This is a genomic window from Streptomyces sp. NTD91 (assembly GCF_059510455.1).
In genome coordinates, this window is sequence record NZ_JCAJZW010000014.1 from 33,303 (window position 1) to 45,973 (window position 12,671).

Here is a 12,671-nt window from a genome sequence, read left to right on the forward strand (position 1 = left end):
CCGTGTGTGCTCAACTCATTCGTCTGCGGGGCTCGTCGGCTCGGCGAGCTTCATGGCCTCCTCGATGAGGGTCTCCACGATCTTCGACTCGGGAACGGTCTTGACGACCTCGCCCTTGACGAAGATCTGCCCCTTCCCGTTGCCCGAGGCAACTCCGAGGTCGGCCTCGCGGGCCTCGCCCGGACCGTTCACCACACACCCCATCACCGCGACCCTGAGCGGCACCTCCATCCCGTCGAGGCCCGCGGTGACCTCCTCGGCGAGTTTGTAGACGTCGACCTGGGCACGGCCGCAGGACGGGCAGGAGACGATCTCCAGCCGCCGCTGCCTGAGGCCGAGCGACTCCAGGATCTGGATGCCGACCTTGACCTCCTCGGCCGGAGGCGCGCTCAGCGAGACGCGGATCGTGTCGCCGATGCCCTGGGAGAGCAACGCCCCGAAGGCGACGGCCGACTTGATCGTGCCCTGAAAGGCCGGGCCGGCCTCGGTCACGCCCAAGTGCAGCGGATAGTCGCACTGTTCGGCGAGCTGACGGTAGGCCTCGATCATCACGACCGGGTCGTTGTGCTTGACCGAGATCTTGATGTCCCGGAAGTCGTACTCCTCGAAGAGGGACGCCTCCCACAGCGCGGACTCGACGAGCGCCTCCGGCGTCGCCCTGCCGTGCTTCTGGAACAGGCGCCTGTCCAGCGAGCCCGCGTTGACCCCGATCCGGATCGGTGTGCCGTGGTCCTTGGCGGCGCGCGCGATCTCCTTCACCTGGTCGTCGAACTTCTTGATGTTGCCGGGATTGACGCGTACGGCCGCACACCCGGCCTCGATCGCCGCGAACACGTACTTCGGCTGGAAGTGGATGTCCGCGATCACCGGGATCTGCGACTTCCTGGCGATGGTCGCGAGGGCGTCCGCGTCGTCCTGCGTGGGGCAGGCCACGCGGACGATCTGGCAGCCGGACGCGGTGAGTTCCGCGATCTGCTGCAGGGTGGCGCCGACGTCCGACGTCCGGGTCGTCGTCATCGACTGCACCGACACCGGGGCTCCGCCCCCGACCGCCACCGGCCCGACATGGATCTGCCGCGACGGCCGGCGCGGTGCGACCGGCCGGGCCGGGACCTCGGGAACGCCCAGGGGGACGGCGGTCATCGCGTCACTCCCGGTTTCCGGAGACGGTCTCGCGCATGGCCCGCAGCGACTCCTTCAGCGAACCCATGGTGGCGAGGACGGCGGTGGGCTCGTAGCCGCAGTGCGCCATGCAGTTGGCGCAGCGCGGATCCTTGCCGCGGCCGTACTTGTCCCAGTCGGTCTCCTCGATGAGTTCGCGGTACGTCGGCACGTACCCGTCGCTCATCAGGTAGCAGGGGCGCTGCCAGCCGAAGAGCGAGTAGTTCGGGATCGCCCACGCGGTGCACGGGAAGTCGACCTTGCCCTCCAGGAAGTCCAGGAAGAGCGGGGAGTGGTTGAGCCGCCAGCGCCTGCGGTTGCCGCCGGAGAACGCCTTCTTGAACAGCTCGCGGGTCTGCTCGACGCCGAGGAAGTGCTCCTGGTCCGGAGCCTTCTCGTAGGCGTAGGCGGGCGAGATCATCATCTCGTCCACCTTCAGCTCGTCGTTGAGGAAGTTCAGCACCTCGATGATCGTCTGCGGGGTGTCGGTGTTGAAGAACGTCGAGTTGGTGGTCACCCGGAAGCCACGCCGCTTGGCCTCCTTGATGGCCTCCACCGCCTCGTCGAACACACCCTCCTTCGCGACGGACTCGTCGTGCCGCTCGCGCAGCCCGTCGATGTGCACGGCGAAGGCGAAGTAGGGAGAGGGCTTGAATTCGTCGATCTTCTTGCGCAGCAGCATCGCGTTGGTGCACAGGAAGACGTACTTCCGCTTGGCCACCAGCTGGCGGACGATCTCGTCGATCTGAGGATGCATCAAGGGTTCGCCACCGGCGATGGAGACCATCGGCGCACCGGACTCCAGCACCGCACCCACGGCCTGGGCGACCGGCATGCGCTGCTTGAGCACGCCCGCCGGGTGCTGGATCTTGCCACAGCCCTCGCACTTGAGGTTGCAGGCGAAGAGCGGCTCCAGCTCGACGATGAGCGGAAACTTGTCCCGCTTGCGCAGCTTCTGTTCGGCCAGGTATGTAGCGACCTTGATGGACTGACGCAACGGCATGGCCATCTGGCTCACCTCCGGGGGAGCGGCAAAGAACGGTGCCATTCGAAAAATGCGGGAAGAACAGATCGAAGAACGCGGAAAGCCGATATTCCGCCGCGTACGGTGCCGATCCGGACGAGTTCATGTTCGGGAGCGTCCACGACCACCCGGACGGCGGCGACGGGGCGCTCACCGTCGCGCACGGCCGTACGGAGCGTGGCCGCGGACTCCATGTCGACCGCGATCGCACCGGTCGCGAGCAGGTCGGACCGCTCGTGTCCCCGCACGACGTGGTCGGAGCCGGTGAGCGGGCCGGTGTGGACCGTGCGTCCGGGCAGGAGGCGCACGAGTTCCTTGACCAGCAGTTCGGTGCCCACACAGGCCACGCTGCCGCGCGGGTCCCGGGTCTGCTCGGCGACCACCAGGTCGCCGGGGTGCATGCCGGGGGCAAGACCGGCGCAGAAACCGGTGGCCAGTACGGCCGCGTCGGCGAGTGCCGGGTCCGCGAGCTGCCGGACGACGGAGCGTTCCGCCGCGCGGGGGCCCATGCCCGTACGGAGGAAGGTGACCGGCCCGTCCGCCCCGCTCCTGTCCCCGGTGCGCAGGGCGAGGTGCTCGATGCCGAGCGCGCAGGCGACCAGCAGCGGGACGGAGGCGGGCCGGGTGGTCACGTCAGCTCCCCTTCGCCTCGGGCAGTGGCGTGCGGACGAGGACGCCGCGTTCGAAGGGGTCGCCGTGCAGGTACCGGCCGAGCGCGGTGAGCGGGAAGACCTGCCGGTACAGGTGGTAGTTGATGGAGAAGTCCCACGGGAAGCCGGTGCCGGTGAAGTACGGCTCGTCCCAGGTGCCGTCCTCGCGCTGGGTGCCGGCGAGCCACTGGATGCCGCGCTCGACGGCCTTGGAGTCCTTCTCCCCCGCCGCGAGCAGCGCCATCAGTGCCCACGCGGTCTGCGAGGCGGTGGAGGCGCCCCGGCCGCTCCACTCCTTGACGTACTTGTAGGAGCGCAGGTCCTCGCCCCAGCCGCCGTCGTCGTTCTGCACCCTCTCGAGCCAGGCCACCGCCCGCCGGATCGCCGGGTGCGAGCCGGGCAGCCCGGCCGCGGTCAGCGCGGGCACCACCGAGCCGGTGCCGTAGATGTAGTTGACGCCCCAGCGTCCGAACCACGAGCCGTCCGGCTCCTGTTCGGCGAGCAGCCAGTCGATGCCGCGCCGGGTGCGCGGGTCGTGCGCGAGCCCCTCGGCGGCGAGCATCTCCACCACGTGCGCGGTGACGTCGGCGGACGGGGGGTCGATGACCTCGCCGAAGTCGCAGAACGGCAGCCGGTTCGGGAACGGGCTGGTGTTGTCGACGTCGAAGGCGCCCCACGCGCCGTTCTTCGACTGCATCCCCAGGTTCCAGCGCACCGCCCGCCCGATGGCCTTCTCCACGCGCTCGGGGTCGTGGTGCCTGACCCGGCGCAGCGCGAGGGAGACCTCGGCCGTGTCGTCGATGTCGGGGTAGTTGTCGTTGTGGAACTCGAACGCCCAGCCGCCCGGCGGAAGCCCCGGCCGACGCACGGACCAGTCGCCGGGCCGGACGATCTCCTCGCCGAGCATCCAGTCGGCCGCCTTGACCAGCTGCGGATGGTCGGCGGGCAGCCCGGCGTCGACGAGCGCGATGGTGGCGAGGCAGGTGTCCCACACCGGCGACTGGCAGGCCTCGATCATCCGGGCGCCGTCCTCGCGCCAGACGGCGAAACGGTCCAGCGAGGCGAGTCCCTCGCGCAGCACCGGATGCTGGAGGTCGTAGCCGAGCAGGTGCAGGGCGATGACCGAGTACACCGCCGGAGGCTGGATGCCGCCCCAGCAGCCGTCGTTCTCCTGCCGCTCGACGATCCAGCGGGCGGCGGAGTTCAGCGCGGCCCTGCGGAGTCTGCGCACGGCCACCTTGCGGTAGCCGCGGACAACCTTGTCGAGCCGCTGGAACAGCCCGTCCCAGCTCGTCACCGGGGCGAGCGGCTGCGGCGGGTTGGGGTTGGCCGGGTCGGTGTGCAGCTCGTCCAGCGGGAACGGCGCGGGGCGCACCGGGCGCTTGGCGGAGACGATGGTCAGCGGCACGATCGTCTGCCGCGCCCAGCAGCCGAAGTCGTAGATGTTGAGCGGGAACCAGGTGGGGAAGTAGATGAGCTCCGGCGGGAGTTCGGGCAGGTCCTCCCACTTCCACCAGCCGAACAGGGCGAGCCAGATCCGGGTGAAGACCCGGGAGGCGGCGATGCCGCCGCGCTCGCGGATCCAGGCCGACGCCTTCGCCATGTGCGGCTCGTCGGGCGCGTCGCCGGCCAGGCGCAGGGCGACGTAGGCCTCGATGGTGGTGGACAGCTCTCCGGGCCCGCCGTAGAAGGTGGCCCAGGTGCCGTCCTCACGCTGCTCGCCGCGGATGAACTTCGCGGTGGCCTGCGTGGTCAGCTCGTCGCGGATCCCCAGGAACTGGCGGAGCAGCAGGTCCTCGGCGTCCATGGTGACGTTGGTCTCCAGGTCGCCCTTCCACCAGCCCTGGGCGTCCTGCCGCGCGAGCAGGAAGTCGGTGGCACGCCGTGCGGCGCGGGCGGCGGCTTCTTGTACCCCGGCCGTCTCGGGGGTGATGAGGGTGGTGTCGCTGGCCGCGGCAGCGCGGGACGGCACAGTCGCCCCGGTACTTCCGTCGGTCGTCGCTGTCATGGCTTCCCCTTCGTGCAGTCGTGCGAGTCGTGCTGCTGTGGGTCCGCCGTCGGCCGGTGTCCTCGGGTAGATCCTCGGACACCGGCCGGCGACTACGCGAGGCGTGTTCGACCGATAGTGATCATCTCTTTCGTACGACGACGAAGTCAGCCAGCGCCGTGAAGGACTCCCGCACCCGGTCGGGCATGTCGACGGCGTCGAGGGCTTCGATGGCGACGGTGTGCTGACGGCGCGCTTCCCCGGCCGTCCAGTCGCGGCCGCCGGCCTGCTCGATGAGAGCCGCGCGGGCCGCGAACTCCTTCTCGGAGAAGTTCTCGAAGTCGCTGCTCTTGGCGTCCGCGGCAAGGATCTCGCCGAGCTGCTCGGAGGCGGGGCCGCCGGCCGCGAGGGCGGCCACGACCGGCAGGGACTTCTTGCGCTGGCGCAGGTCGCTCCACGTCTGCTTGCCGGTGGCCTCCGGGTCGCCCCAGATGCCGAGCAGGTCGTCGACGGCCTGGAAGGCGAGGCCCAGGTGGTAGCCGTAGCGTTCCAGCGCGTCGGCGGTGGCGTCGTCCGCACCGCCGAGGACCGCGCCGATGGAGCTGGACGCGGCGAGCAGCGCGCCGGTCTTGTTGCCCTCCATCTCCAGACACTCCTCGACGCTGACGCGGTCCCGGTGCTCGTAGGAGATGTCCTGCGCCTGACCGTCGATCAGGGCGCGGGTGGCGGTGGTGAGCCGGCGGGTGGCGCGGCCCGCCTCGACGGTGCCGAGCTCCAGCAGAACCTCGTTGGCAAGGGCGAACAGGGCGTCGCCGACCAGGATGGCCTGGGCGGGGCCGTGCACCTTCCAGACGGTGTCGCGGTGCCGGCGCTGCTCGTCGCCGTCCATCAGGTCGTCGTGCAGCAGCGAGAAGTTGTGGACGAGTTCGACGGCGACGGCGCCGGGGATTCCCACCTCGGGCGCGGCGCCGGTGACCTCGGCGGAGAGCACGGCGAGCGCGGGGCGCACGGCCTTGCCGCCGTCGCCGTCGGCAGGGTTGCCGGCGGCGTCGATCCAGCCGAAGTGGTAGGCGGCGACGGTGTCCATCGGAGACGCCAGCCGGTCGACGGCCGCACGCAGGACCGGAGTGGCCAGGGTCCGGCCGCGCTCCAGCAGCGCGGTCACGTCCACCGCGGCCCGCGGGGCGGGCGTCGAGGCCGGGGGCACAGTGGGCACAGTCTCTCCTCTTGTTGCGGTACCGGGGGTGCGGGGGCCTGCCGCGGGCTCCTGATCAGGCATCAGGCCGCCTCCTCGAACTCGAAGAGGTGGCGGGGGCGGGGCCGGCCGAGGGCGCTGAGCGCGGCGTCGGCCGCGTTCACTCCACTGCGGACCGCACTCTCCATGGTCGCGGGCCACCCGGTGGCGGTCCACGCTCCGGCCAGGTACAGGCCGGGGGCCTTGGTGCGCGCGCCGGGCCGCAGCCGCCCGACGCCGGGGGTGGGCGCGAACGTGGCCGTGCGCTCCCGGGTCACGAAGAAGTCCCTCACCACGGCGCCCCGGGTACCCGGAATGAGCCGTTCAAGCTCCGGCAGATAGCGCTCGCGCAGATCGGCGACGGGCAGGTCGATCTCCGCCTGCGCGGCCGACTGGGACAGCGCCAGATACTGACCTTCGGTCAGTCCGGAGGCGTCGGTGCGGTCGAAGACCCACTGCACGGGGGTGCCGAGGGCGGCGAAGAAGGGCCGCGCGAGCACCTTGCGGTCGTAGACGACATGGACGTTGAGGATCGGCGCGGTGCCGATCGCGAGCAACTGCTCGGGGACGTCGAGGGCGCCGGGCGGCAGCAGGCCGTGGGCCTCGCGCTGGGGAACGGCGAGGACGACGGCGTCCGTTTCCAGGCGCTCGCCGGGAACCTGAACGCTCCAGGTGCCGTTTTCGTTGGTGGAGACGGAGGTGACGCGTGTACGGACCTCGGTACGGACGCCCGCGGAGTCGAGCGCCTTGCGCGCCAGCCGGTCGTGCAGTTCGCCCAGCGGGACGCGGGCCCAGCCGATGTCGGCCGCGCCCGGGTCGGACAGCAGACCGGTCTTGAACACCATCGCGGCGAGCCCCAGCGAGGCGTCGCCCGCGACCGCGTTGAGGGTGGCGACCCCGACCAGGTCCCACAGGGCCTCGACGGCGCGCGCCGACTGGCCGTGCGCGGTCAGCCAGCTGCCGAAGTCCTGGGTGTCCAGGGCGGGATCGGTGAGGTCGAGCCCCTTCAGCGCGAGTGCGGCCCGCCCGACCGCGGCGCGCTCGGCGAGCGAGAGATGCGGATAGGCGGCCAGGCTTCGTCCCAGGTGGAGGGGGACGGGCAGCGGGTCGCGCCGCAGCCGGCCGAGCCGCCTGCCCTCGGGCTTGGCGACGTCGACGACGGGCACGTCCAGGCGGTCCTGCAGCGGTGCCAGTTCCGCGCCCTCGATCCGCTCGAGGAACCAGCGGTAGGCGGAGCAGCAGCGCAGGTACACGTGCTGGCCGTTGTCGACGGTCAGGTCGCCGCGCTGGAAGGAGAAGGCGAGCCCGCCCAGCCGGGGCCTGCCTTCGAGCAGGGTGACACGGACGCCCGCGTCGGCGAGCGCGAGCGCCGCGGTGATCCCGGCGAGCCCGCCGCCGACCACGACGGCGCTACGGGCCGCCGCGCGGTCCGCTCCCGCGGTGCCGTGCGGCTGTGCGAGGCGTGAGCCGTCGCTCATGGTGCGTCCTTCCGTACGAGCGCGAGCGCTCCGCGGGCCGTGCCGTGCGGCGCTGTCGGCCGCCCGGCGGGCCGGCGTGGCTGGTCGCGGCCGCGCGGCCGCAGCCACGTGTCCGGGACGGCCCCGCGCCCCTTCGGGGTCCGAGCGTGCACAGTGAACGGTGCACGCTCGGCCGTCGCAGTCAGGGACGCCACGCCGCAGCGGAGGGTTGCCTGCCGCGTGTCTCCCGGTCCGGTGCGTTCCATCAGGCGCGCCTCCTGACGGAACGGGGGGAGACATGGCGGGTCACATGCCGGGTGTCCAGACCCGACAGACCGCGTACCGCGACGTACGCCTTCTCGCGTCCGGGCAGCGAGACCCGGCCGCGCAGCACCGCCTCCGGGTCGCGCTCGATGCGGTCCAGCAGCCGGCGGTAGATGCCGGCCATGGCGGCCACACAGGCGCCGCTGCGCCGGTCGAGCATGGGCAGCAGCTGGTAGCCCTCGGCGAAAAGGGCGCGGGCCCGTCGCACTTCGAAGTGCACGAGGCCCGCGAAGTCGGAGCCCTCCGGTGGGGTCGGCCCGTCGAATCCGGCCGAACAGCCGAATTTGGCGAGGTCGTCGGCCGGCAGGTAGGTACGGCCGCCGGCCGCGTCCTCGCGGACGTCTCTGAGGATGTTGGTCAGCTGCAGGGCGAGGCCGAGCGTGTCGGCGTACTCGGCTGCCCGTTCGGTGCCGCGCGTTCCCGGTTCGGTGCCGAAGACGCCGAGCGAGAGGCGGCCGATGGCACCGGCGACGCACCGGCAGTAGACCTTCAGGTCGTCCCAGGTCTCGTAGGTCTCGCCGCGCACGTCCATCTGGACGCCGTCGATCAGCTCGTCGAGGCCGCCGAGCGGGATCGGGAAAGCGCGTGCCGCATGGGCGAGGGCGACGGCGACCGGATCGGTGTCGTCCTCCTCGACCTCGTCCGCGCGGACCCGGGCGAGCAGCGCCCTGGTGTCCTCGAGCCGCTTCAGCTTCACCGCGTCGGCCAGGTCGCCGTCGCCGATGTCGTCCACGCGCCGGGAGAACGCGTACAGCGCCGACATGGCGCGGCGCTTGGGCGTGGGCAGCAAGCGGATGCCGTAGGCGAAGTTGCGCGCCTGCTGCCCGGTGACGGTCTCGCAGTAGCTGTAGGCGGCGAGTACCGGTGCGGACACGTGCGACGGAGAATCCACGGTCCGGATCACCCCTCTCCTCGCAGGATCACGCCCGCCTCACGCAGCAACTGGATCTTGCCGGGTCGAGGCGGGCCGGGAAGTACGTCGTAATCGGCGGCGGCGATCGCCCGGATCGCCGCCCTCCCCCCCGCCACGAACCCTGCGAGCAGCAGCTTCAACCTGCCGTGGACGCTACCCACCAGGGGGGCGCCTTCATTCAGCAGATCACGGGCGCGTTGTGCCTCGTATGCAACCAGGGCGCGCACCGATGCGCCCGTGGTTTTCGCGCCAAGATCGGATTCCTGCACGTGAAAGCGCTTCATGTCCGCGGCCGGGAGGTAGATCCGGTCACGGCGCAGGTCCTCGGCGACGTCCTGGAGGTGCTCCACGATCTGCAGCGCGGTGCAGACCGCGTCGGAGTGCCGGACCCGCTCGGGGGTGGAGGTGCCGGTGACGGCGAGGACCAGGCGGCCGACGGGGTTGGCGGACAGTTCGCAGTAGGCGAGGAGGTCGTCGTAGGTCTCGTAACGGGAGACGAGCTGGTCCTGACGGTTGGCGGCGATCAGTCCGAGGAAGGGCTCGGGGGTGAGGGAGCGGCGGCGGACGGTGGGCTGCAGCCGGCGCAGCAGCGGATGGCGCGGGGTGCCGTCGAAGACGCGGCGCAGGTCGGCCTCGAAGGCGTCGAGAAGGACCAGGCGGTCCTCGGCCTCCGTGGCCGACACGCCGAGGAGGCGGGCGTCGGCGCCGCCGGGCGCGAGGTCACCGTCGCCGATGTCGTCGACGAGGCGGGCGAAGCCGTAGACGGCCATGAGGTCGGCGCGCCAGGACCTGGGCAGGAAGAAGGGGGCCACGGGGAAGTTCTCACTCGTGGCCTTGTCGAGGGTGGCGCGCTCCGGGTCTTGCGCCGTCTCGGTCGCCGTCATCGGACGCTGCCCGGCGCGGGGACGGCACATGCTGCGTTGAGCTGGGGAGTTTCCGTAGCCATTGCCGTCACATCTCCCGTTCTACACTGCCGACCCAATACACACTATTTCGGACACGCCGCCCGGCAATTCGCGGGGTCGCCCCGGCGTGGGGTGTCGCGCATTATGGCCCCACTTGCCGCTTTCCGGCACCGGTACAGCTTACGTTGTACAACGCAGCAAGGTCCGTCGGGGTGTCCTGCACATCACAACAACACACCGATTGGCTCCAAGATTCCTGACATCAAACGGAGTTGACGATTCCGTTGCGGACGCGGGGCCCCGCCGGACGGATTCCGGCGGGGCCCTGGCCGAAACGGGTCACTTGCCCGTGAACTTCTCGTACTCCTTCAGAACCTCTTCGGTCGGCCCGTCCATGCGCAGTTCGCCGCGTTCCAGCCACAGGACGCGGTCACAGGTGTCGCGGATGGACTTGTTGTTGTGGCTGACCAGAAAGACCGTGCCGGCCTCCTTGCGCAGTTCCCGGATGCGTTCCTCCGAGCGCTTCTGGAACTTGCGGTCACCGGTGGCCAGCGCCTCGTCGATCATGAGGACGTCGTGGTCCTTGGCGGCGGCGATGGAGAACCGCAGCCGGGCGGCCATGCCGGAGGAGTACGTGCGCATCGGCAGGGTGATGAAGTCCCCCTTCTCGTTGATACCCGAGAAGTCCACGATCTCCTGGTAGCGCTCCCTGATCTGCTCCCGGGACATCCCCATGGCGAGCCCGCCGAGGACGACGTTGCGCTCGCCGGTGAGGTCGTTCATCAGGGCCGCGTTGACACCGAGCAGCGAGGGCTGGCCGTCGGTGTAGACCCTCCCCTTCTCGGCCGGCAGCAGGCCGGCTACGGCCCGCAGCAGCGTGGACTTGCCGGAGCCGTTGGAGCCGATCAGGCCGATGGCCTCGCCGCGGTGGGCGACGAAGGACACGCCGCGCACGGCGTGGACCCTGCGGACCCCGCGCGCCGCGTCGTCCGAGCCCCGTCCGACGATGCGGCTGAGGGCCGCCGTCGCGCTGCCCTTGCCGGTCCTGGCGCCGTTGACGCGGTAGACGATGTGCAGGTCGTCCGCGATGACGGTGGGGCGGCGGTCCCCGGTGTGCTGCTCAGCCACGCCCGTACCGCTCCTCCGCCTTCCAGAAGTACACGAAGCCGCCGGCGAAGACGACCACCGCCCAGAACAGCGCGATGGCCCACACGTGCGGCGGCAGGTTCGAGGCGCCGTAGCCGTCGATCAGCGCGTAGCGCATCAGGTCCATGTAGACCGCGGCCGGATTGACCTGGAGCAGCCGGACCGCGATCTCGGAGCGGCCCTCCATCATCTTGCTGATGGAGAACATGACACCGGAGGTGTACATCCAGGTACGCAGGATGAACGGCATCAGCTGTGCGAGGTCCGGCGTCTTGGCGCCCATCCGGGCCACGATCAGCGCGAGCCCGGTGTTGAACAGGAACTGCAGCAGCAGGACCGGCACGATCAGCAGCCAGGCGAGGCTCGGGTAGCTGCCGAAGCCGATCGCGACGACGAACATCACGATCATCGAGAACAGCAGCTGCTGGAGCTGCTGCAGCGAGAACGAGACGGGCAGTGAGGCGCGCGGGAAGTGCAGGGCCCGCACCAGCCCCAGGTTGCCCGAGATCGCGCGGACGCCGGACATGACCGAGCTCTGCGTGAACGTGAACACGAACACGCCTGTGACCAGGAACGGGATGTACACGTCCTGGGACAGGCCACGGCTCGCGTGCAGGATCACGCCGAAGATGAAGTAGTACACGCCCGCGTTCAGCAGCGGCGTCGCCACCTGCCACAGCTGGCCGAGCTTGGCCTCGCTGTACTGCGCCGTCAGCTTCGCCTGGGAGAAGGCCAGGATGAAGTGGCGCCGCCCCCACAGCTGGCGGACGTACTCGGGCAGGGAGGGGCGGGCGCCGCTCACGGCGAGCCCGTACTTGGCGGCGAGCTCCGCAGCCGTCAGCCCCTCGTCGGGCGTCGGTATCGCACTCACCGCGACTCCGCCGTCATGCGTTGTGTGACTCACGAGTGGAAATCCGGACTCTCTCGGGTAAGAAGCTTGCTCTCTTCGGTAAGAGAAGCTTCTCAGATCGCCCGGAGCCGGCCCAGCCGGGTCGGTCAGATCACCGGCGGACGGCCCAGTCGGGTCAGCCGCCACACCGTGCGCCACTTCATGGGGCGGCGCGGGCCGCACGGCGTGGTCCAGCCCTCCCGGAAGCCGCCGAACCACGCCCGCAGGGCCGGGCGGGAGGGACGGCGGACCAGGGTGAGCAGCAGCCACACGCCGAGATAGACGGGCACCAGAGGCGCGGGGAGGTTGCGCCGGGCCAGCCAGACGCGGTTGCGGGCGACCATGCGGTGGTAGACCGCGTGCCGCGAGGGCGCGGTCGTCGGGTGGTACAGCACCATGTCGGAGCGGTAGTCGATCATCCAGCCGGCGTCCAGTGCCCGCCAGGCCAGGTCGGTCTCCTCGTGGGCGTAGAAGAACTCGTCCGGCAGGCCGCCGACCTCGGCGAAGACGCGGGTGCGGACGGCGTTCGCGCCGCCGAGGAAGGTGGTGACCCTCGAGGAGCGCATCGGATCGGAGGCGCGCAGCCGGGGCACGTGGCGGCGCTGGGTCTCGCCGGTCTCCGGGTCGGCGATGCGGAAGCTGATGATGCCGAGCTTCGGGTCGGCCTCGAAGGCCTCACGGCACAGCTGGGCGGTGTCGTGCCGGGCGAGCAGCCCGTCGTCGTCGAGGAAGAGCAATATGTCGACATCTTGGCCGCGGGGCCCGAAGGCCTCCATGCCGACATTGCGACCGCCGGGGATGCCCAGGTTCTCGGGCAGCTCGATCGTCCGCACGCCCTCGGGCACCTCCGGGACCGGCGAGCCGTTGCCGACGACGACCACCTCGACCGGGTCGCCGGCCTGCGCCGCGACCGAGTCGAGCAGGGCCCGCAGTTCCCCGGGCCGGTTGCCCATCGTGATGACGACGGCGCCGACCTTCACG

At 70.7% G+C, this 12,671-nt stretch carries 12 protein-coding genes; all 12 read right to left on the bottom strand.

Annotated elements, in window-relative coordinates; genetic code table 11:
* Window positions 1–15: 15 nt before the first annotated feature.
* Window positions 16–1,143: a flavodoxin-dependent (E)-4-hydroxy-3-methylbut-2-enyl-diphosphate synthase gene (gene ispG / locus AC5WRT_RS16865; RefSeq protein WP_496100352.1), complete on the bottom strand. Its 1,128-nt coding sequence runs from the start codon at window positions 1,141–1,143 to the stop codon at window positions 16–18.
* Between the two features lie 4 nt (window positions 1,144–1,147).
* Window positions 1,148–2,170, bottom strand: coding sequence for an adenosyl-hopene transferase HpnH (hpnH, locus tag AC5WRT_RS16870; RefSeq protein ID WP_496094334.1), 1,023 nt, complete (start codon window positions 2,168–2,170; stop codon window positions 1,148–1,150).
* Window positions 2,171–2,175: 5 nt separating this feature from the next.
* A complete protein-coding gene (locus tag AC5WRT_RS16875) occupies window positions 2,176–2,817 on the bottom strand; it encodes a phosphorylase family protein (RefSeq protein WP_496094333.1) in 642 nt (213 codons plus the stop codon).
* Between the two features lies 1 nt (window position 2,818).
* Window positions 2,819–4,843, bottom strand: coding sequence for a squalene--hopene cyclase (gene shc / locus AC5WRT_RS16880; protein ID WP_496100353.1), 2,025 nt, complete (start codon window positions 4,841–4,843; stop codon window positions 2,819–2,821).
* A gap of 121 nt (window positions 4,844–4,964) precedes the next feature.
* Complete coding sequence (locus tag AC5WRT_RS16885; RefSeq protein ID WP_496100354.1) at window positions 4,965–6,101, bottom strand: polyprenyl synthetase family protein; 1,137 nt, start codon at window positions 6,099–6,101, stop codon at window positions 4,965–4,967.
* On the bottom strand, window positions 6,101–7,534 hold the full coding sequence (hpnE, locus tag AC5WRT_RS16890) for a hydroxysqualene dehydroxylase HpnE (protein ID WP_496094330.1): 1,434 nt from the start codon (window positions 7,532–7,534) through the stop codon (window positions 6,101–6,103). The genes AC5WRT_RS16885 and hpnE overlap by 1 nt, the downstream gene beginning before the upstream one ends.
* Window positions 7,531–7,779, bottom strand: coding sequence for a DUF6380 family protein (locus tag AC5WRT_RS16895; RefSeq protein ID WP_496094329.1), 249 nt, complete (start codon window positions 7,777–7,779; stop codon window positions 7,531–7,533). Before AC5WRT_RS16895 ends, hpnE begins: the two co-directional genes overlap by 4 nt.
* Entirely contained in the window at window positions 7,779–8,741 is a 963-nt protein-coding gene (gene hpnD / locus AC5WRT_RS16900) for a presqualene diphosphate synthase HpnD (protein ID WP_496094328.1), read from the bottom strand. Before hpnD ends, AC5WRT_RS16895 begins: the two co-directional genes overlap by 1 nt.
* The gene (gene hpnC / locus AC5WRT_RS16905) at window positions 8,738–9,634 is read right to left on the bottom strand and encodes a squalene synthase HpnC (protein WP_496094327.1); all 897 of its coding nucleotides are present in this window, start codon (window positions 9,632–9,634) and stop codon (window positions 8,738–8,740) included. Before hpnC ends, hpnD begins: the two co-directional genes overlap by 4 nt.
* 360 nt (window positions 9,635–9,994) lie before the next feature.
* Entirely contained in the window at window positions 9,995–10,783 is a 789-nt protein-coding gene (locus AC5WRT_RS16910; RefSeq protein WP_496094326.1) for an ABC transporter ATP-binding protein, read from the bottom strand.
* Window positions 10,776–11,705: an ABC transporter permease gene (locus tag AC5WRT_RS16915; RefSeq protein WP_496094325.1), complete on the bottom strand. Its 930-nt coding sequence runs from the start codon at window positions 11,703–11,705 to the stop codon at window positions 10,776–10,778. The genes AC5WRT_RS16910 and AC5WRT_RS16915 overlap by 8 nt, the downstream gene beginning before the upstream one ends.
* Before the next feature lie 92 nt (window positions 11,706–11,797).
* Window positions 11,798–12,670, bottom strand: coding sequence for a glycosyltransferase family 2 protein (locus tag AC5WRT_RS16920; RefSeq protein ID WP_496094366.1), 873 nt, complete (start codon window positions 12,668–12,670; stop codon window positions 11,798–11,800).
* Window position 12,671: the final 1 nt, after the last annotated feature.